The organism is Phenylobacterium composti DSM 19425, from assembly GCF_059568645.1.
Genome location: NZ_JCANTT010000011.1, coordinates 216436 through 235355, shown reverse-complemented (window position 1 = coordinate 235355; position 18920 = coordinate 216436). Strand labels below are relative to the sequence as shown.

Here is an 18920-nt window from a genome sequence, read left to right as displayed (position 1 = left end):
TTATTTTATAACATCTCAGAGTGAGAACGCTACTTCATAAGTTCGCGCCGTGGCCCTACATGGTCGCCCATGAGCGACAAGACCCCAGTCACCGTCCTGACCGGCTACCTCGGCGCGGGCAAGACCACCCTCCTGAACCGCATCCTCTCCGAGGACCACGGCAAGAAATACGCCGTCATCGTCAATGAGTTCGGCGAGGTGGGCATCGACAACGACCTGATCGTCGGCGCGGACGAAGAGGTCTTCGAGATGAACAACGGCTGCGTCTGCTGCACCGTGCGCGGCGACTTGATCCGGGTGCTTTCCGGCCTGATGAAGCGCAAGGGCAAGTTCGACGCCATCATCGTCGAGACCACCGGCCTCGCCGATCCCGCGCCCGTCGCCCAGACCTTCTTCGTGGACGATGACGTGCGCGCCCGCACCGAGCTGGACAGCGTGACCACGGTGGTCGACGCCAAGCACCTGCCGCTGCGCCTGAAGGACTCCAAGGAGGCGGCCGAGCAGATCGCCTTCGCCGACCAGATCATCCTCAACAAGGTCGACCTCGTCTCCGAGGCCGAGCTGGCCGAGGTGGAAAAGGCGATCCGCACCCTGAACCCGCTGGCGCCGATCCGCCGGGCCGAGCGCTCGAACGTGCCGCTGGATGCGATCCTCGGCCGCCACGCCTTTGACTTGGCCCGGGTGACCGAGCTGCAGCCCGACTTCCTCAACCCGGCCCACGGCGAGCCGGGCCATGTGCACGACGAGAACTGCAGCCACCACGGTCACGACCATGACCACCATCACCATGGGCATGACCATGATCACGATCATGGCCACAACCACGGACATGATCATGGGCACATCCACGACCACGTGGCCGAGAGCGGCATCACCTCGATCTCGCTGACCGCAGACAAGCCCATCGACGCCAATCGCGTCACGGCCTGGCTGAACAACGTCCTGCAGACCCAGGGCGTCGACATCCTGCGCGCCAAGGGCATCCTCGACATCAAGGGCGAGGACCGGCGGCTGGTGTTCCAGGCGGTGCACATGATCCTGGAAGGCGACTTCCAGGGCCCGTGGCGCGAGAGCGACAAGCGCTATTCGCGCTTGGTATTCATCGGCCGCAACCTCAACGAGGCCGCCCTGCGCGCCGGCTTCGAGAGCTGCATCGCCGCCTAGAAGCCTCGCTGGGGGCGGCCCCGCCCGCTCCTAGCCGAACCGCTGCTGCAGCGCCGGAGCCCCCTCGGCCGTCCGGGCCAGGGCGTCGGGATCGCCGTCGCGGACGAAAGCCTCCACCGCCCGGGCCAGCGCCGCATAGGCCACGCGGAATGGATTGGTGGCGGTCGACAGCCGCCGCACGCCCAGCGCCTGCAGCCGCGCCGCATTCGGCACGCCCGCCCAGCCCATGATGTTCAGCGGCAGACGGATCTCGCTGGCGAGGCGGCCGATCAGGTCCGGATCGGACGGCCCCGGCACGAAGATCCCGTCAGCGCCGGCCGCGCGGTAGCGCTCGGCCCGGGCGACGGTCTCGATGAACGCCGCGGGACCGTCAGCGAGGCCACGCAGATAGACGTCCGTGCGGGCGTTGACGAAGACCCGGTCTCCGAGGGCCGTCTTGATCGCCTCGATCTTCGCCGCATGCAGCTCGGGCGGGCGATCACCGTCCTCCAGATTGATGCCCACCGCCCCGGCTTCGACCACCCGGGTGACGTTCTCCACGAGCTGGCCAAGGTCGTCGGTGTAGCCGCCCTCGAAGTCGGCGGTGACCGGCACGTCCACCACCCGGGTGATTTCGGCGACGGTCAGCACCGCCTTGTCCACCGGCAGCAGGTCGCCGTCGGCATAGCCGTGGGCCCAGGCGACGGCGGCCGAGGAGGTGGCCACGGCCTTGGCGCCGGCGTCGGCCATGACGGCGGCGCTGGCGGCGTCCCAGGCGTTGGGCAGCACCAGAATCTCGGCGCCCCGGTGCAGGTTGCGGAAGGCTTCGGCCTTGGCGGTGTAGCTCATCTATAAGGTTCCCTGTCCGTGGTTCAGCTTGCCAGGACGCTGATATGGGAAGGCTTGTGACACGCCGCTCGCGGAAATCGGACGTGATCGGCGCGTTAGGTGCGACGCCTGCAAAGGCGCTCTGACAGGAGAGTTCTGATGGCGTCGGGCTTGGTCGCCCTCCTCGACGACGTGGCCGCGATCGCCAAGGTAGCCGCCGCTTCCCTGGACGATGTCTCGGCGGCCGCCGGCAAGGCCGGGGCCAAGGCCGTGGGCGTGGTCGTTGACGACACCGCGGTGACTCCCAGCTACGCCACCGGCTTCACCCCTGACCGCGAGCTGCCGATCGTCTGGAAGATCTCGCTCGGCTCTCTGCGCAACAAGTTCCTGTTCCTCCTGCCCGGCGCCCTGCTGCTCAGCGCCTTCGCCCCCTGGGCGGTGACGCCGATCCTGATGCTGGGCGGCGCCTACCTGGCCTTCGAAGCGACCGAGAAAATCCTCGAGGCGGTGCGCCATGAAGACACCGCCGATGAGGCCAAGGAGCTCGCCCTGGGCTCGGCCGAGCTTGAGAAGGCCAAGGTGTCGGGCGCCATCCGCACCGACCTGATCCTCTCGGCCGAGATCACGGCCATCTCCCTGTCCAGCGTCACGGACCGGCCGCTGCCGGTGCAGGCCACAGCCCTGGCGCTCGTAGGCCTGCTGATCACCGCCGGCGTCTACGGCGTCGTCGCCCTGATCGTGAAGATGGACGACATCGGCCTGCACTTCGCCCGCAGCGAACGGCGGCTGGTCAGGCGGCTGGGCGCGGCCCTCGTGCGCGGCATGCCCACCGTGCTGACCTGGCTGTCCACCATCGGCACCGGCGCCATGCTGTGGGTGGGCGGCGGCATCCTGCTGCACGGGCTGGAGCACTACCACGCCCCGGTTCTCCCCGAGCTGACCCATGCCCTCACCGGGCCGGCCACACACCTGCCGCTGGTGGGACCGGCGGCCGGCTGGCTGGTGTTCGCTCTGCTCTCGGCCGTGTTGGGCCTGGTCGTCGGCGGCCTGGTCGCCGGCGTGCTTCATCTGGCGTCCCCCAAGCGCCACGGCTAAGACCCCCAAGGTGCGCACGGCCCTCATCCGCCTGACCCTGACCGACTTCCGCTCCTACGCCGCCGCCGAGCTGGCGCTGGACGGACGGCCGGTGTGGCTGGCGGGCCCCAATGGCGCGGGCAAGACCAACCTGCTGGAGGCGGTCAGCTTCCTGATCCCGGGTCGGGGTCTCCGGGGCGCCAGCATCGCGGAGGTCGGCCGGCGCCTGCCGGGCGAGGCCGTCGGGCGGGCCTGGGCGGTCTCCGCGACCATAGACGTCGAGGGCGACCAGACGCGGCTTGGCACCGGCGTCGAACTGGCCGGCGCGGCCCGGCGGGTGGTGCGGGTCGAGGGCGAGCCGGCCCCGCCCGGACGCCTGGCTGAACACGTCCGGCAGGTGTGGCTGACCCCCGCCCATGATCGCCTGTTCCTGGAAGGGGCGAGCGATCGGCGGCGGTTCCTCGACCGGCTGGTCTTCGCCGCCGACCCCGGCCACGCGCCCCGGGTCCAGGCCTACGAGAAGGCCCTGCGCGAGCGGATGCGGCTGCTGGCCGATGGTCCCGCCGACCCGGCCTGGCTCGACGCCCTCGAAGCGCGCATGGCCGAAGCCGGAACTCTGATGGCCGAGGCCCGGGCCCGCACCGTCGCCGCCCTCCAGGCCGAGATCGACACCCGCGGCGAGCGGCCGTTCCCCCAGGCCCGGCTATCCCTGACCGGGGAGTGGGAACAGCTGGCCGGCGCGGGCGCCGATTTCGCCGAGATCGAGGCCCGGCTAGCCAAGGCGCTGGCTGCGGGGCGCGAGCGCGACGCCGCCGCCGGCCGTGGCCTCACCGGCCCGCATCGCGGAGACCTCGCCGTCGTCCACGCCGACAAGGACCGTCCGGCCGCCGAGTGCTCCACCGGCGAACAGAAGGCCCTGATCCTCAACCTCGTGCTGGCCCAGGCTGCGCGCCTCGCCCGCGCGGACGGCCAGCCGGCGCCAATCCTGCTTTTGGACGAAGTGGCCGCCCACCTCGACCGCACCCGCCGGGCCGCCCTGTTCGATGAGATCGAGGTGCTGGGCCTGCAGGCCTTCCTCACCGGCACCGACGACCATCTCTTCGAAGCCCTGGCGGGCCGGGCCCAGGGGTTCCGAGCCGAGCTGTCCGGCCTGACGCCCGTGGCCTAGATCGCCCGCTCGTCGCAACCGGCGCGCGATTTACCGCATGCGACTTCACCCATGGACGTCCATGCCCCAAAGGTGGAGGTTTCGATGAAGCACCGGAGCCCCCCGATCATGCGCATGCTCACCGTTTCCCTCGCCGTCCTGGGCCTCGCCGCCTGCGGCTCGAAGTCGGACGCCCAGACAGAGGCCGCCACGGGCGATGCGACGCCTGCCGCCGCCACGGCCTCGGAGGGGACGCTGAGCCTGGGCGCGGACGGCGTGCCGCGCTTCCGCGAGGGCCTGTGGGAGGTCACCCGGATCGAGGACGGCGAGCGCGAGGTCAGCAAGGTCTGCACGGGCGCCGAAGCCCGGGAGGACGTGCGCGAGATGCTCACCCGCGAGGCCCCTGGCTGCAAGATGGACCGCTCGAGCGGCCCCGGCGGAATCAAGCTGCGCGCGGTGTGCGACCAGGGCGGCGTGAAGACCGAAACCGACATGACCATGTCGGGCTCGTCCACCAACTGGAACATGAAGCTCGCGCTGTTCGTGGTCATGCCGGACGGGGCCCGCAGCGGCAACGAAGTGACCATGAACGCCCGCTGGGTCGGCGCCTGTCCCGCCGGCATGAAGCCCGGCGACGAGGTGGAAGACTAGTCTTTCGTCCGGCGCGTCGCGACCGCCTGTCCACCCTTGAGCAGATCCCGGCGCCGCAGCCCCGGCTGCGGCGCTGAATCGCGTGCAGAATCAGCCTGGAGCCCTATATAGGTGAGGGGAATCCTTAGGCTCCGCGCCCAGCGCGGCGGCCTCGCACCAGGCGCTTAAGGCAACGCTGGCCATCGGGCCCGCAGGACGGCGCCCCAGCTGGACGCGATATGAGCGAAGAAGTCGAGCAGAACGGCAACGGCGCGGCCGACTATGGCGCGGACTCGATCAAGGTCCTCAAGGGCCTGGATGCGGTGCGCAAGCGGCCGGGCATGTATATCGGCGACACCGACGACGGCTCGGGCCTGCACCACATGGTCTATGAGGTGGTCGACAACGCCATCGACGAGGCCCTGGCCGGCTACGCTACCCGCGTCGAGGTGATCCTGAACGCGGACGGCTCCTGCACCGTCACCGACGACGGCCGCGGCATTCCCACCGACATCCACGAGGGCGAAGGCGTCTCGGCGGCCGAGGTCATCATGACCCAGCTGCACGCGGGCGGTAAGTTCGACCAGAACAGCTACAAGGTCTCGGGCGGCCTGCACGGCGTGGGCGTCTCGGTCGTGAACGCCCTGTCCGACTTCCTGAGGCTGAAGATCTATCGCGGCGGCCTGCAGCACGAGATGGAGTTCCGCCGCGGCGACGCCGTCGCCCCACTGGCGGTCACCGGCAAGGCCCCGCTGCGCGAGAACGGCGAGTTCCTCACCGGCACCCACGTCACCTTCCTGCCGTCGGCCGACACCTTCCGGTTCATCGAGTTCGACCTGAAGACGCTGGAGCACCGCCTGCGCGAGCTGGCGTTCCTGAATTCGGGCGTCACCATCTGGCTCAAGGACTATCGCGGCGCCGAGCCGTTCGAAGAGGTGATGAGCTACGAGGGCGGCATCGAGGCCTTCGTGCGCCACCTCGACAAGGCCAAGCACCCGCTCATCAAGGCGCCCATCGTGGTGCGCGGCCGCAAGGACACCGTCGAGGTGGACATGGCCATGTGGTGGAACGACGGCTACCACGAGAATGTCCTCTGCTTCACCAACAACATCCCGCAGCGGGACGGTGGCACCCACCTGGCCGCCTTCCGCTCCGCCCTGACCCGGATCATCACCAACTACGCCGAGGCCTCGGGCACGACGAAGCGTGAGAAGGTCTCGGTGTCGGGCGAAGACGCCCGCGAAGGCCTCACCTGCGTCCTGTCGGTGAAGGTGCCCGACCCCAAGTTCTCGTCCCAGACCAAGGACAAGCTGGTCAGCTCGGAAGTGCGCCCGGCCGTGGAGAATCTCGTGAGCGAGGGCCTCTCGACCTGGTTCGAGGAGCATCCGAACGAAGCCAAGATGATCGTCCAGAAGATCGCCGAGGCCGCCGCCGCCCGCGAGGCGGCGCGCAAGGCCCGCGAACTGACGCGCCGCAAGTCGGCCCTGGACATCACCTCCCTGCCCGGCAAGCTCGCCGACTGCTCCGAGAAGGACCCGGCCAAGTCCGAGCTGTTCCTGGTGGAAGGTGACTCGGCCGGCGGCTCGGCCAAGCAGGCGCGCAACCGTGAGAACCAGGCCATCCTGCCCCTGCGCGGCAAGATCCTGAACGTCGAGCGCGCCCGCTTCGACAAGATGCTGTCGTCGGATCAGGTCGGCACCCTCATCACCGCCCTGGGCGCCGGCATCGGCCGCGACGACTTCGACATCGAGAAGCTGCGCTACCACAAGATCGTCATCATGACGGACGCCGACGTGGACGGCGCCCACATCCGGACGCTGCTGCTCACCTTCTTCTACCGGCAGATGCCGGAGGTGATCGAGCGCGGCTACCTCTATATCGCCCAGCCGCCGCTCTATAAGGCGACCAAGGGCAAGTCATCGCGCTACCTCAAGGACGACAGCGAGCTCGAGGCCTACCTCATCGACGAAGGCGTCGACGGCGCCGTCCTGCGGCTCGCCTCCGGTGAGCAGCTCGGCGGCCAGGACCTGCTGCGGCTGGTGAACGCCTCGCGCGGCGCCCGGGCCAATGTGGATCGGCTGTCGGCCCGCGCCCCGGCCTTCGCCATCGAGCAGGCCGCCCTGGCCGGGCTGTTCCAGGAAGGCGGCGGCGATCCGACCGCGGCGGCCAGACGCCTCGACCTCTATGCCGAGGAAGGCGACGGCGCCTGGGAAGGCGTGCGCGAACAGTCCAGCTACGTCTTCAGCCGCACCCGGCGCGGGGTGTCCGAACGCATCGTCCTCGACGACGTCCTGCTGCAGGCCGCCGACGCCCGCCGCCTGGCCGAACGGGCCAGGGAACTGGCCGAGATCTTCCCCGGCCCCGCCACCTTCACCCGCAAGGACAAGACCACCACCGTCCGCGGCCCGCTGGATCTGGTGGGCGCGGTGATGGACGCCGGCCGCAAGGGCCTCTCCATCCAGCGCTACAAGGGGCTGGGCGAGATGAACCCCGAGCAGCTCTGGGAAACCACCCTGGACGCCGAGGCCCGCACCCTGCTGCAGGTCAAGGTGGCCCACGCCGACGCCGCCGACGACATGTTCACCCGCCTGATGGGCGACCTGGTCGAGCCGCGGCGGGAGTTCATTCAGGAGAACGCCCTGGACGCCGAGGTGGACGTCTAGTCCGGCTGCTCGTCCAGACCCGCGGGGAAGACGCGGGCGAGGCCTCTCGATGGGTGACCTCGCCCCGCCGCCGCCCTATCTTCCCCTCATGACCGACACGCTCGACGCCACGCCCAAGTCCCTGGGCGAGATTCCCCGTGAACCGACCCAGGACGGGCCGAAGATCCGGCTCTATCTGGTCGACGGCTCGGGCTACATCTTCCGCGCCTTCCATGCGCTTCCGCCGCTGACGCGGAAGTCCGACGGCCTGCCGGTGGGCGCCGTCGCGGGCTTCTGCAACATGATCTGGAAGCTGCTCGTGGAGATGCGCAGCCAGGCGGACGCGCCCACGCACCTGGCCGTGGTCTTCGACCATTCCGAGCAGACGTTCCGCAACAAGCTCTACGACCAGTACAAGGCCCACCGGCCGCCGCCGCCAGAGGACCTGGTCCCCCAGTTCCCGCTGGTCCGCGAGGCCACCCAGGCTTTCGGCGTGCCCAGCCTCGAGCTGCCGGGCTACGAGGCCGACGACCTGATCGCCGCCTATGCCTGCAAGGTGCGCGACATGGGCGGGGAGGTGACCATCATCTCGTCCGACAAGGACCTGATGCAGCTCGTCGGCCCGCAGGTCTTCATGCTCGACACCATGAAGAACGTCCGCATCGGCATCGAGCAGGTCGTCGAGAAATTCGGCGTAACGCCGGACAAGGTCGTCGATGTGCAGGCCCTCTGCGGCGATTCGGTCGACAATGTCCCGGGTGCGCCGGGCATCGGCATCAAGACCGCGGCGGCCCTGATCAACGAGTACGGGGACCTCGACACGCTCCTGGCCCGGGCCGGCGAGATCAAGCAGCCCAAGCGGCGCGAGACGCTGATCCAGTACGCCGACCAGATCCGCCTGTCCCGGGAGCTGGTGCGGCTGGACTGCGAGACGCCCTTGCCCTGTCCGATCGACGACCTCGTAGTGGACGATCCCGATCCGGCGGTGCTGTCGGCCTTCCTGGAGAAGATGGAGTTCCGCACGCTGGCGCGCCGGGTCGGCGACGGCAAGGCGCCCGTCGGCGACCGGCCGCCGCTGGGGACCGCTCCGGCGACCACCGAGGCGACGAAGGCGCGGACCGGGCCTGAGCACCCGGCCGTGGACGTGAACGGCTATGTCTGCGTGCGCGACGAGGCCACCCTGGACGCCTGGATCGCCAAGGCCTTCGCCGCGGGCGTTGTGGGCTTCGACACCGAGACCGACGCCCTGTCGGCCAGTTCCGCGGGCCTTTGCGGCATCTCCCTGGCCGTGGCCCCGGGTGAGGCCTGCTACATCCCGGTGGGCCATGCGGAGGCCGACGGCTTGGCGCTGGAGGCCGCCGACGACCTCACCCAGATCCCGCTGGAGACGGTCATCGCCAAGCTGAAGCCGCTGCTGGAGGATCCGGCGGTGCTGAAGGTGGCGCAGAACGCCAAGTACGACATGGCGGTGCTCAAGCGTCACGGCGTCGAGGTCGCCCCCATCGACGACACCATGCTGATCAGCTTCACGCTGGAAGGCGGCCTGCGGAAAAGCCACGGCATGGACGACCTGTCCCGGACCTGGCTGGGCCATGAGCCGATCAGCTTCAAGTCCGTGGCAGGGACCGGCAAGGCGCAGAAGAGCTTCAAGCACGTGGGCCTGAGCGAGGCCACCTGCTACGCCGCCGAGGACGCCGACGTCACCCTGCGCCTGTGGGAGCACCTCAAGCCGCGCCTGGCCCACGAGGGGCTGGCCAACGTCTATGAGACCACCGAGCGCCCCCTGCCCAAGGTGCTGGTGGACATGGAACTGGCCGGGGTGAAGGTCGATCCGCAGCGCCTGCGCGAACTGTCCAACGACTTCGGCGTGCGCATGGCCGAGCTGGAGGCCGAGGCCCATCGCCTAGCCGGCCGCCCGTTCAACCTCGGCAGCCCCAAGCAGATCGGCGAGATCCTCTATCAGGAGATGGGCCTGTCGGCCGGCAAGGCCACCGGCACCGGCGCGGCCTCCACCGACGCCTCGGTGCTCGAGGACCTGGCCGCCCAGGGCCATGCGCTGCCGCGCACCCTGCTGGACTGGCGCCAGCTCTCCAAGCTGAAGGGCACCTACACCGACAATCTGGTCGAGGCGATCAACCCGAAGACCGGCCGGGTCCACACCACCTTCAAGATGGCGGCGGCCACCACCGGCCGTCTGGCGTCGGAAGACCCCAACCTGCAGAACATCCCGATCCGCACCGAGGAGGGCCGCAAGATCCGGCGCTGCTTCATCGCCGAGCCCGGCCATGTGCTGATCAGCGCCGACTACAGCCAGATCGAGCTGCGCCTCCTGGCCCACATCGGTGACATCCCGCAGCTGAAGCGCGCCTTCGCCGAGGGCCTGGACATCCACGCCATGACCGCCTCCGAGATGTTCGGGACGCCGGTGGAGGGCATGCCCGCCGAGACCCGGCGGCGCGCCAAGGCCATCAACTTCGGCATCATCTACGGCATCTCGGCCTTCGGCCTCGCCAACCAGCTCTCGATCCCGCGCGACGAGGCCAGCGCCTACATCAAGACCTACTTCGAACGCTTCCCGGGCATCCGCACCTACATGGACCGGATGCAGCAGCAGGTCCGGGCCGAGGCCTTCGTCACCACCATCTTCGGCCGCAAGGTCCATATCCCCGCCGCCCGCGGAAAGAGCCAGGCCGAGCGCGCCTTCGCCGACCGGGCGGCCATCAACGCCCCGATCCAGGGGGCGGCGGCGGATGTGATCCGGCGGGCCATGGTCCGCATGCCAGGGGCCCTCAAGGCGGCCGGCCTGTCGGCGAAGATGCTGTTGCAGGTGCACGACGAACTGGTGTTCGAGGCGCCCGAGGCCGAGGCCGAGGCGGTGATCGCCGTGGCCAAGAAGGTGATGGAGACCGCCCCCGAGCCGGCCCTGCAGCTGTCGGTGCCGCTGGTGGTCGAGGCCCGCGCGGCCGCCAACTGGGACGACGCGCACTAGGTCGCTCGGCCCTTACGCGGCCACGGGCCGCTGGGCGCGCTGCTGGATGAGCCGCTGGTGCTCGCCCTCCAGGCGCACGGCGGTGAGCACGCCCGTGGCGTAGGCCCCGGTGTCGACGCCGAGGCGATTGGGCAGCAGCTGCGGCTCCTCGCTCGGCGTATGGCCGTGGACGATCACCTTGCCGAACGGCTGGGTGGCCTGCAGGAACTCCTGCCGGATCCAGAGCAGGTCGCGCTCGGCCTGGGCCTCCAGGGGCACGCCCGGGCGAACCCCCGCATGGACGAAGGCGTAGTCGCCCGCCTCCGCCATCAGCTCCAGCGTCCTGTAGAAGGCCAGGTGGGCCGCCGGCAGGGCCGCCGCGAAGGCGTCCCGGGCCCGCCGCCAGGCTTCAGCGTCGGTGCGCGCGGCCGGCGGCTGGACGCCGTAGGACGCCAGGGTCGGGCCCGCGCCATTGTCCATCCACACCGGTCCGAAGTCGGGATCGTCCAGAAAGCGCAGCAGCGCCTCCTCATGGTTGCCCTTCAGGACGCGGGTCTCGAACCGCCCCTCGCCCTGCATCTGCAGCAGGAGGTCGACCACGCCCTTGGAGTCGCCCCCCCGGTCCACATAGTCGCCGAGCATGACCAGCAGCGGCCGCTCGGCCGGGCGCGTCGCCAGGGCGTCCTCGAAGATGTCGCGCAGCAGGGGAGAGAGCAGGTCGAGCCGGCCGTGCACATCGCCCACCGCATAGACCAGCCGCCCGCCCGTGGACGGACGCGCCTTGGGGGATTTCCTGCGCAAGAGGCCGAACATGCGAAGTGAAGAATAGGAACCCGAAGCCCGACGTACAACGAACGCCGATCAGCCGGCCGTCATCTGGCCAACGCCTCGCCCGATGGAATTGACTCTCGTCATGGCCCGGTCGCCTGCTGCGGCCATACAGAAGGGCACGGAGAAGGAGACGCGCAGATGAAGGGCTTCGTCGAGGACATCGAGGAACTCACGAAAGGCAACGAGGACTTCCGGCGAGTTCTCTACACGGGCAAGCACCTCCAACTGGTGCTGATGGCCCTCCAGCCGGGCGAGGAGATCGGCGAGGAGGTCCACGCCGACCACGACCAGTTCTTCCGGGTGGAGAAAGGCAAGGGCGAGGTCTGGATCGACGGCGTGCGGACGAACATCAAGGGCGACGACGCGATCATCGTCCCCGCGGGCGCCAGGCACAACGTCGTCAACACCGGCGACAAGCCGCTCAAGCTCTACACGATCTACGGGCCGCCGGATCACCGGGACGGCATAGTCCACAAGACCAAGGCCGACGCCGAGGCCGCCGAAGAGCACTTCGACGGCGCGACCACGGAAACCACGGAATAGGACGAGGCCCGGGCCTCAGCCTCAGGGCGTCCATGCCGCCACGACGGCCATGGACGCCCCAATGCTGTCCGGATACTTCGCGGTTTGTGGATCAACGGCGCAGCGCGTGTATGCGCGCGCTTCCAGGCCGAAACTCCGCGACCTGCTTCGGTTTGATCTTGCCGGACAATTCAGCGTCGCTGGGGGACCAATCCGGAAGGATTGGTGGAGCCGAGGGGAGACTCGCGGCGTCGGTATCTGACGGCTGCGGCTGACCGTCATCAACCGTTTCGTAGTTGGTGCTATCGGGCTCTTTGGTGGGCATGTGCGCGACCGTGGTGATGGTGTGCGCGCATCATCCGACGAGTCGGTCGGAGGGTGGCGGATGGGTGTGCGACGAGGCTCTGAGGACGTGGTGGAGCCAGCGGCGCACATCACCCCGGAGGAGTTGGAAATCCTCTCGCCGCTAATCGGCGCCTTGGCCCGGATGGCGATGAGGGAGCTTGCGCAGGAGGAGGCGGATGCGTGCGCAGACCCTCTCCTCGAAGACGGTCCGCCTACGCTGCGAGAGGCTCCTGAGGGGTAGCCACCTCGCGAGCGATCTTCGTCACCGTGGTGGTCGAGGCTTTGTGCAGGCGGGCGGTTGCACGGATGCCCAGACCGTCCAGCAACGATCTCCTGATCGCCTCCACACGGTCCTCGGGCATGGGCTTGCGGCCGCTCTTTTTCATCGTCCTCCGCAACCCTGCGAGGATGCGCTCGCGGATCATGGCACGCTCGAACTCGGCGAAGACGCCCAGCATCTGGAAGAGCATCCGGCCCGAAGGTGTCGAGGTGTCGAGCCCCTGCTGATGCAGGTAGAGGTCCACGCCCTTGGCGTGGGCGTCGTTCAGGAAGGCCACAAGGTCGGGCAGGGATCGGCCAAGGCGGTCCACGCTCCATGCGGCGACCATCTCGAAGTCCTTGCGGGCGATCCCCTTCAGCAGCGCGTCGTAGCCGGGGCGTTTGTCGCGGCCCTTGGCTCCGGAGATGCCTTCGTCGGTGAAGACGGCCGTGACGATCCAGCCTTGCCGCTGGGCGACCTCTTGGAGTTCGCGCAGTTGGTTCTCGACCGTCTGGGTCCGGTCGGTGGACACGCGGGCGTAGATGGCGATGCGCTTGGTCACTGCTCACCCCACGTCGCCTTGAAGAGCAGCATGTCGCCGTCGTTCTTGAACTCGATCCGCCAACTGTCCTCTTCGTCAGGGCCGAACCGACCCTTGGGGACATGCTCGACGATCCGGTAGGCGCGGATGTGCTCGAAGCACCAGTTGGCGATCTCGGGCCTGAGAATGACGAAGGGGCCGTGGATTTGGCTGAAGATGACGACCTGCTCGTCGGGCCACGTCATCAGCCAGAGCTTGCCCTCGGTCTTAAGGCGGTAGCCTCCGCGCGGTCCCTCTTCCCAGCGATCCGCGCCAGTCGCCAACGTCAGCCACGCCGTCATCCGTTCTCCTGAAGCTGTTGAGGTTCGAGCTTCAGGCTCTCACGGATCGGCCATCTGTCATCAAAAACATGCCGCGCCATTTCGGGCACGTGCTCCGAAACAGATGATGTGCGCGACGCCAGAAGCCGGGTTGGCGGATGTTGCGCGGCCCTTGTTAAGGCAGATGTTTTCGAGCGCACCCACGGCCGGTTTTCAGAGGGGTTTCGGAGAACGGGTCTGATGGGGGCCAACGCCACGAAGAATGACCCGAGAGGCAGCCGCCTTCGCGCCCGCCTGCGACGAGCCGAGATCGGCTGACGGCCTGCGGTCCTCGCTACGCTCGGTCCTCAGCCTGCCGATCCCGCCTCGTGCGCTTACCAAGTGAAGTTCAGGGCGCGGCCGGGATTCATGTGCCCACTGGAAAATCACACGCCACTTCAATGACCGGATGACTTGTAGACCAGTTTTCTAACGAAGAATCCCCGGCCGGAGTCTTAGATGAAACGTTAGAAAAATAGTGGGAAAGCGTGGAGGAGATTTTCTTCATCGCGCAGTTAGAAAAATATTGGGGATCGCGCGGCTGTTAGATTATTGTGGATAAATAGCAGAGACAAACCATTTAAGACGCAGAAATCTAACTACGGTATTATCAAAGTGCGTAACCGAGAAATGGTGGTCAGCACACTCGGCCACATCTACCACAACAAATCGACTAACCAGCCCCAACTTCTGATGAACGAGATCGCCGGATTTGAGGCGTTCAACTCCTTCGCCGATCTTCGCAACTACGTGATCGGCCTGCAATATCCGAATGAGCAAGCCAGCAAGTTGGAATGCTTCGGGTGGGTGCCGACCCTGTTCATGCCCAGCGACCGGGTCTACCGCCGCCCCGACGGCACGGAGGTCACTAAGCACGGCAACTGGCGGGTTGGCGCGGAAGAGGCGGACCGGCTCTCGATCTTTTATGCCGACGTGGACAACGCCGCTCCCGGCCAGCCCATCGTGACCATGGAGCACGTGGCGGCGAGACTCGACGCGTTCGACGGTCCGCTCAGCTACTTCATGTATTCCAGCTTCAGCCACGCTGCCGCCAAGCCGAAGTTTCGAGTGGTGGTCGAGACCAGCCGGGACATCAGCCGCTCGGAAATGCTGCGGCTTGCGCTCTACCTGAACTGCACCGCGTTCGGGGGCCAAGCGGACCTCAGCATCTACGACCCCGGTGATTTCATCTTCGCCCCGCCGCATCAGACCGTCACGCTGACGCAACTCGAAGGCGCCGCGCTGGATGTGGACGCGACGCTGGCGAAGCAGGCTCTGCTGGCGGCTTCCAACCCCAACAGCGTCGCTGCCTACCTTCAGGCCCGCCAGCCTCGCGCGCCGAGCAAGCCGATCACGAAGAAGCGGCGCGCGTCGATGAAGGCGAAGGCGACGGACACCGCAGCCGCCCGCCTCCTGCGCGACCATACGGTTGGCGAGATCGAGCTTCGCGGTTGGAGATGGATCGCGCGGCAGATTTTACCCGACCGCGACGGTCGGCTGCCGTGGAAAGCCACTTAGCGTGGGCAATGATGCAGGCTGCGTTGCCCACGCTTGACAGCGCGGTTGCGCCCATGCTGTATGGGGATATCGGAAAGCTGACTTGCCAAGGAAAACATGGGCCAGAGCCTTAGAGACGTTTTTGAGAGCCGCCTCGCCGAGTTCGAGGAGGACTACGGCTTCTACGAACAGGACGAAGCCATCCGCACGCTGACCGTCACCGGCGAGCTACTCGACCTGATGTTTGGGGGCGTGGAGGCGCCTCTGGCGATGACCGCGCTCCGACGCATCATCGCGCACGGCGTTGGTCGCGAGTGGGACTGGGGCAAGCTCGCTAAGGATGGGGTGGACCTCAACTGGCGGGAGACATGGGAAGAGATCAACGGCTGGGACGCAAGCTCCACGCCGCCGTTCCTTGACGAACTCCACGACCTCAACGCCTTCGGATATTTCGGCATCCATCCGATTTGGGGGTTTGCGGCCTCTGAGCGGCGCCATCTGCCTGAAGCGCAGCACCTGCTCGCCCGATTGGCGGCTGCTGAGGACATGCCCACGTGGGTCGAAAGCGTTTGCCAGAAGATCGATCTTCTTGAGCGGCTCGCGCCCCGGACGGCAGATGGTGGCGCCAGCCTTCGCGAGATTCTCGTCACGCGGAACCTCGCCCGAGCCCGGATCAAGTTCGATCAGGGCCAGCCGATCACCATCCAAGAGCTTGCGCTGTTGTCGGCTGTCACGCCGAAGCGCATCCAGAACGCGATCTACGCCAAGACCGACGAGGCGCCGGTCGTGGACAAGAACGGCCTGATCAGCCCTGAGTCCTGCGAGACGTGGCTGGCGACCCGAGACTATCGTCCCTCGATCTGGAAGCAGGTCGCCTCGATCTACCCGCTTGGTCCGGAATGGGGCGAGGACATCGAGTTCGAAGCCACCGAGCCCGACCGGTTCGTCGAGGACTTCGTGTTTGTCCCCGTCGCCAACGACGGAACCATGTTTGTGCCGAGTTTGCACCGGGCTGGGAAGGACCACGCAGGCGGCTACACCATCGGCGCGAAGGGCGCCGAGCAGGTGATCCCGAACTACGACGCTGCACTCGATCAGCTTCGTAAGATGGAAACGCCCCGCTGGCGGCGGCCGAACCTCGAAAGCGGCAAGTGGGGTATCGTCACGGGGCAGACGTGGAAGCGCGTTCGTCGCGCCGAGCTTCAGGGCCTGTGACCATGGAAGCTCGCCCCTTTGTCATGTCGCAACATGCGGCAGAACGCGCGCGCGACCGCAGCATTCCTGACATCGCCCAGTGGTTGCTCGCCGAGTTCGGCACGCGTCGCCGAGCCGGGCGAGGCGCCGACAGCTACTCCTTCGACAAGAAGTCGTGGAAGGACGTTGAGCGTCTCTTCGGTTCATGGCCGCTCAAGAAGATGGACCAACTCAAGCGCACCTACATGGTCGTGGCTGACGACGGCACCGTCATCACCTTGGCCTACCGGGACTAAGATGCAGATCAGCAAGGGACTCATCCTCGCCGATCCGTGGATCGGCCACATTCTCGACGGCTCCAAGACGTGGGAGATGCGGTCGAGCAGCACCTCGCATCGAGGCTGGTTCGCCCTCATTCGCAAGGGGAGCGGCTGCATCCACGGCGTGGCGCGGCTGGTGGACGTGGGCTCGCCCCTAAGCCCGGCCGAGATGCTCCGCACGTTTGAGAAGCACCGAATCCCAGCCGACCTCATCGCCAGCGGTGCGGTGGCGAAATGGAACACGCCTTGGATCATCGCCGACGTGCGGCGTCTGCCGAAACCGGTGCCATATACTCACCGAAGCGGAGCGGTGACGTGGGTCGCGCTCGACGCCGAGGTTGGCCAAGCCATCGCCGCGCAGTTGGGCGACCTCGGAGCGGAGGAGGCAGTCGTTCGCTTCGTTCCTCCGGTGACTTCAAGAGGCGCGACGCCGCCGCCCACCACAACGCGCGCGGCCCCATCCGCGAGCGCGATCAGGATCGAGATCAGGGAAGCCAACCTTCGCCACAAGCACTTCTACCTTCGAGACCACGTCCATAAGTTCCCCGACGACGTGATCGGCGGCTCGAACAGGGCGAAGGCGGCGCCGCGCGAAGTGATCCTCGATTGGGGCGGTCCTGAACCAGCCCGCACCGACATCGATGGCGAGGACAAGAAGTTCTTCCGCGCGCGCGGCTGGGTGGGGGCTTTCTACAAGCTCCACGACGCGCAAGCTGGGGACTTCGTGCTCATCGAGCCCATCGATCCCTACCGCTATCGCGTGAGGTTGGAGAAGGCGGCTTAGGCCGCCTTCATCTCGAATCGGCTCCGCAGGTCCATGTCAGCCGTCCGCGTGTAAGTCGCCAGCAGTCCATCCAGCGTCGCGTTCGGCTGGACTGCCGTGTCGGGGATCATGATCGTCCGGTCGTGGCGGAAGGCAAGCTCCTCGATCTCGGCCTTCAGGACCTCTGGATCGACTTCGTCGAGGCCGTCGCCGCTCTCGTCTTCCAGCGCGTCGGCTTCTGCGGCCTGCTCGCCCTCGCGCCACTCCTCGGCAGTCTCTTCGATGCCGTCGATGTCGTCGAGGGTCACCAACGCAGCCTCGATGGTCTTCCCGAGCCCCACCTCGTCGGCCAGCAGCACGCCCTTCGAGATCGGCGAGCGCATGGCGAACATCGCTGCATCGACCTGATGCGGATTGAGATCGACGCGTGCGGCCGAGAGAGACTGCGTGAGGCCGTCAGTCCGCCCATCGCCGGTCAGTCCCTCGCGCGTGAGGAAGTGGGCGAAGTAGGCTGCCTGATAGGGCGTGTAGCTAGGCGATACGCTCATAGATTCTCGATGTGGCCGGGCGGTCGCACGCGCTACCGGCGCCGGTGTCACGGCTCGAATCGCGTTGGCGTCCCCCGAGGGCTGGTTCCCCCAATGTTCAGGTATCCGAGGGGCTTGTTCAATGGGGTCAGGCACGATCAAGGGCAGGCGGCGCCGCATCGCGCTCGCGCCGGGATTTCGCTCCTCGACTGCCGCCGTGAACGCGCCCCAGTCTACGAGCCATTCCCGCTCGTTTCGCCGCGACCATTCGGCAAAGACCTCCCGATGGCGCGCTTCGAACTCGGCCCGGCCGACATTGTTACGCCGACAAAAGTGAGCGACGGCGTCTTCGACAGCAAACCGACCAAGTTCGCCAGAGGCGGCCATCGCGGTCGTGGCGCCGAAGTGCTCGACGGCGTGGCAGAGCCAGCAACTCAGTTGGATGGCGACCAGCTTGGCGACGGCCGGATCGGCACTGGTGTCGTATTCCCATTCCTCATGGGCGGCGAGGTCGCGGGGTTCCAACTGCGCCTGCCCGCATGTCTCACACCGCAAGCCGCGCTGCGCGATGACCTCTTCGCGCAGGCTTCTCGGTCGATGCCGCTGATCGGCCTGTCCTTGCCCCACAACTCGAACACCATCTCCCGTAGGTTTTCGTAGTGCATCTCGGTCTTGCGACTGCGCTGCCTCGCGGGATCGGTAAGGAAGAGTCGAAACAGGTCACCGAGACTCCTCGATGAGCCACGCTCACAACCCGCATCTCCGCGCCGGAGAACCATCGTTCGAGGTCACCTGCCACCAATCGCGCGGCCCGGATCGCCTCAGCCTTGTTGGACGTTCTCAGAGACCGCCACACGTGCGTTCGTCCGACCGTCGCTTCGAGCGTTCTTGGCACCCTGAGACGAACGTAGAAGACCCTTCCCCTGACTATCAGGCCAGACGGTTGGCGCCGCGAGAGTGCGACCGACCGTGGCGACGGTGGAGCGGGCCGTTCAGACGGTTTGTGAACCACACTGGTGCAGCAGTCCGCCGCGCGAAAAACCCTTTCGCCGCAACGTCTTAGCTCACCGTCAGAGGGGCGGTTGTGAACCACGTTGGTGCAGCAATCGGCTGCTGCTGGTTCACGCGTTTCCAGTTTCCCGAGACAAACCAAACCCTTGGCGGGAAATGGTGGAGCCGAGGGGAGTCGAACCCCTGACCTCCTCATTGCGAACGAGGCGCTCTACCAACTGAGCTACGGCCCCAGGAAGGCGCGGAATAAGGCGATTGGCGGGGCTGCTGTCAAGCGTGCTTTCTGACTGCGCCTTGCTTGCGGCCAAAAGGCCGTTAA

General features: G+C 67.2%; 18 protein-coding genes and 1 tRNA gene. 12 read left to right on the top strand and 7 right to left on the bottom strand.

Annotated elements, in window-relative coordinates:
- The first annotated feature begins 69 nt into the window (after nucleotides 1-69).
- A complete protein-coding gene (locus tag BO64_RS04115) occupies nucleotides 70-1164 on the top strand; it encodes a CobW family GTP-binding protein (RefSeq protein ID WP_496402004.1) in 1095 nt (364 codons plus the stop codon).
- A 30-nt stretch (nucleotides 1165-1194) separates the two neighbouring features.
- On the opposite strand, the gene BO64_RS04110 is transcribed toward BO64_RS04115, so the two are convergent.
- A complete protein-coding gene (locus BO64_RS04110; protein WP_496402003.1) occupies nucleotides 1195-1992 on the bottom strand; it encodes an isocitrate lyase/PEP mutase family protein in 798 nt (265 codons plus the stop codon).
- A 138-nt stretch (nucleotides 1993-2130) separates the two neighbouring features.
- On the opposite strand from BO64_RS04110, the gene BO64_RS04105 reads away from it, so the two are divergent.
- From BO64_RS04105 to polA, 5 genes are all read left to right on the top strand, one after another.
- Nucleotides 2131-3066 (top strand): DUF808 domain-containing protein, encoded by a 936-nt coding sequence (locus tag BO64_RS04105; protein ID WP_496402002.1) that lies wholly within the window; start codon nucleotides 2131-2133, stop codon nucleotides 3064-3066.
- 10 nt (nucleotides 3067-3076) lie between these two features.
- The gene (gene recF / locus BO64_RS04100; RefSeq protein WP_496402001.1) at nucleotides 3077-4213 is read left to right on the top strand and encodes a DNA replication/repair protein RecF; all 1137 of its coding nucleotides are present in this window, start codon (nucleotides 3077-3079) and stop codon (nucleotides 4211-4213) included.
- A gap of 84 nt (nucleotides 4214-4297) precedes the next feature.
- Nucleotides 4298-4843 carry a DUF3617 family protein gene (locus BO64_RS04095; protein WP_496402000.1) on the top strand — a complete coding sequence of 182 codons (546 nt, stop codon included), beginning with the start codon at nucleotides 4298-4300 and terminating at the stop codon, nucleotides 4841-4843.
- A 218-nt stretch (nucleotides 4844-5061) separates the two neighbouring features.
- Nucleotides 5062-7485 (top strand): DNA topoisomerase (ATP-hydrolyzing) subunit B, encoded by a 2424-nt coding sequence (gene gyrB, locus BO64_RS04090; protein WP_496401999.1) that lies wholly within the window; start codon nucleotides 5062-5064, stop codon nucleotides 7483-7485.
- An 88-nt stretch (nucleotides 7486-7573) separates the two neighbouring features.
- Complete coding sequence (gene polA / locus BO64_RS04085; RefSeq protein WP_496402450.1) at nucleotides 7574-10453, top strand: DNA polymerase I; 2880 nt, start codon at nucleotides 7574-7576, stop codon at nucleotides 10451-10453.
- 12 nt (nucleotides 10454-10465) lie between these two features.
- Here polA and BO64_RS04080 read toward each other — a convergent pair whose 3' ends face one another.
- Nucleotides 10466-11245 (bottom strand): metallophosphoesterase family protein, encoded by a 780-nt coding sequence (locus BO64_RS04080; protein WP_496401998.1) that lies wholly within the window; start codon nucleotides 11243-11245, stop codon nucleotides 10466-10468.
- Nucleotides 11246-11401: 156 nt separating this feature from the next.
- On the opposite strand from BO64_RS04080, the gene BO64_RS04075 reads away from it, so the two are divergent.
- Complete coding sequence (locus tag BO64_RS04075; RefSeq protein ID WP_496401997.1) at nucleotides 11402-11806, top strand: cupin domain-containing protein; 405 nt, start codon at nucleotides 11402-11404, stop codon at nucleotides 11804-11806.
- Nucleotides 11807-12342: 536 nt separating this feature from the next.
- Here the strand turns inward: BO64_RS04075 and BO64_RS04070 are convergent.
- Together BO64_RS04070 and BO64_RS04065 are read right to left on the bottom strand one after the other, a co-directional pair.
- Nucleotides 12343-12951, bottom strand: a complete 609-nt coding sequence (locus BO64_RS04070; RefSeq protein ID WP_496401996.1) for a recombinase family protein — start codon at nucleotides 12949-12951, stop codon at nucleotides 12343-12345.
- Complete coding sequence (locus BO64_RS04065; protein ID WP_496401995.1) at nucleotides 12948-13271, bottom strand: hypothetical protein; 324 nt, start codon at nucleotides 13269-13271, stop codon at nucleotides 12948-12950. Before BO64_RS04065 ends, BO64_RS04070 begins: the two co-directional genes overlap by 4 nt.
- 648 nt (nucleotides 13272-13919) lie before the next feature.
- Between BO64_RS04065 and BO64_RS04060 the strand changes: the two genes are divergently transcribed.
- From BO64_RS04060 to BO64_RS04045, 4 genes are all read left to right on the top strand, one after another.
- Entirely contained in the window at nucleotides 13920-14807 is an 888-nt protein-coding gene (locus tag BO64_RS04060; RefSeq protein WP_496401994.1) for a hypothetical protein, read from the top strand.
- A 96-nt stretch (nucleotides 14808-14903) separates the two neighbouring features.
- Entirely contained in the window at nucleotides 14904-16001 is a 1098-nt protein-coding gene (locus tag BO64_RS04055) for a hypothetical protein (protein ID WP_496401993.1), read from the top strand.
- 2 nt (nucleotides 16002-16003) lie between these two features.
- Nucleotides 16004-16276, top strand: coding sequence for a hypothetical protein (locus BO64_RS04050; protein WP_496401992.1), 273 nt, complete (start codon nucleotides 16004-16006; stop codon nucleotides 16274-16276).
- Between the two features lies 1 nt (nucleotide 16277).
- On the top strand, nucleotides 16278-17084 hold the full coding sequence (locus tag BO64_RS04045) for an ASCH domain-containing protein (RefSeq protein WP_496401991.1): 807 nt from the start codon (nucleotides 16278-16280) through the stop codon (nucleotides 17082-17084).
- On the opposite strand, the gene BO64_RS04040 is transcribed toward BO64_RS04045, so the two are convergent.
- Nucleotides 17081-17611, bottom strand: coding sequence for a hypothetical protein (locus BO64_RS04040; RefSeq protein ID WP_496401990.1), 531 nt, complete (start codon nucleotides 17609-17611; stop codon nucleotides 17081-17083). The two genes, BO64_RS04045 and BO64_RS04040, sit on opposite strands and share 4 nt — an antisense overlap.
- A gap of 264 nt (nucleotides 17612-17875) precedes the next feature.
- On the opposite strand from BO64_RS04040, the gene BO64_RS04035 reads away from it, so the two are divergent.
- Nucleotides 17876-18250: a hypothetical protein gene (locus tag BO64_RS04035; protein ID WP_496401989.1), complete on the top strand. Its 375-nt coding sequence runs from the start codon at nucleotides 17876-17878 to the stop codon at nucleotides 18248-18250.
- Here the strand turns inward: BO64_RS04035 and BO64_RS04030 are convergent.
- Together BO64_RS04030 and BO64_RS04025 are read right to left on the bottom strand one after the other, a co-directional pair.
- Nucleotides 18135-18797, bottom strand: a complete 663-nt coding sequence (locus tag BO64_RS04030) for a DUF6538 domain-containing protein (protein WP_496402449.1) — start codon at nucleotides 18795-18797, stop codon at nucleotides 18135-18137. The two genes, BO64_RS04035 and BO64_RS04030, sit on opposite strands and share 116 nt — an antisense overlap.
- Nucleotides 18759-18834, bottom strand: a tRNA-Ala gene (locus BO64_RS04025). Before BO64_RS04025 ends, BO64_RS04030 begins: the two co-directional genes overlap by 39 nt.
- Between the last annotated feature and the right edge of the window lie 86 nt (nucleotides 18835-18920).

What these genes read in the sequence shown, in the direction of transcription:
- gyrB (WP_496401999.1), top strand. Translation starts at nt 5,062, where the DNA reads ATGAGCGAAGAAGTCGAGCAGAACGGCAACGGCGCGGCCGACTATGGC.
- BO64_RS04095 (WP_496402000.1), top strand. Translation starts at nt 4,298, where the DNA reads ATGAAGCACCGGAGCCCCCCGATCATGCGCATGCTCACCGTTTCCCTC.
- BO64_RS04055 (WP_496401993.1), top strand. Translation starts at nt 14,904, where the DNA reads ATGGGCCAGAGCCTTAGAGACGTTTTTGAGAGCCGCCTCGCCGAGTTC.
- BO64_RS04040 (WP_496401990.1), bottom strand. Translation starts at nt 17,611, where the DNA reads ATGAGCGTATCGCCTAGCTACACGCCCTATCAGGCAGCCTACTTCGCC.
- BO64_RS04050 (WP_496401992.1), top strand. Translation starts at nt 16,004, where the DNA reads ATGGAAGCTCGCCCCTTTGTCATGTCGCAACATGCGGCAGAACGCGCG.
- polA (WP_496402450.1), top strand. Translation starts at nt 7,574, where the DNA reads ATGACCGACACGCTCGACGCCACGCCCAAGTCCCTGGGCGAGATTCCC.
- BO64_RS04060 (WP_496401994.1), top strand. Translation starts at nt 13,920, where the DNA reads ATGGTGGTCAGCACACTCGGCCACATCTACCACAACAAATCGACTAAC.
- BO64_RS04115 (WP_496402004.1), top strand. Translation starts at nt 70, where the DNA reads ATGAGCGACAAGACCCCAGTCACCGTCCTGACCGGCTACCTCGGCGCG.
- BO64_RS04105 (WP_496402002.1), top strand. Translation starts at nt 2,131, where the DNA reads ATGGCGTCGGGCTTGGTCGCCCTCCTCGACGACGTGGCCGCGATCGCC.
- BO64_RS04045 (WP_496401991.1), top strand. Translation starts at nt 16,278, where the DNA reads ATGCAGATCAGCAAGGGACTCATCCTCGCCGATCCGTGGATCGGCCAC.
- BO64_RS04030 (WP_496402449.1), bottom strand. Translation starts at nt 18,797, where the DNA reads ATGAGGAGGTCAGGGGTTCGACTCCCCTCGGCTCCACCATTTCCCGCC.
- BO64_RS04080 (WP_496401998.1), bottom strand. Translation starts at nt 11,245, where the DNA reads ATGTTCGGCCTCTTGCGCAGGAAATCCCCCAAGGCGCGTCCGTCCACG.
- BO64_RS04110 (WP_496402003.1), bottom strand. Translation starts at nt 1,992, where the DNA reads ATGAGCTACACCGCCAAGGCCGAAGCCTTCCGCAACCTGCACCGGGGC.
- BO64_RS04065 (WP_496401995.1), bottom strand. Translation starts at nt 13,271, where the DNA reads ATGACGGCGTGGCTGACGTTGGCGACTGGCGCGGATCGCTGGGAAGAG.
- BO64_RS04035 (WP_496401989.1), top strand. Translation starts at nt 17,876, where the DNA reads ATGGCGCGCTTCGAACTCGGCCCGGCCGACATTGTTACGCCGACAAAA.
- BO64_RS04075 (WP_496401997.1), top strand. Translation starts at nt 11,402, where the DNA reads ATGAAGGGCTTCGTCGAGGACATCGAGGAACTCACGAAAGGCAACGAG.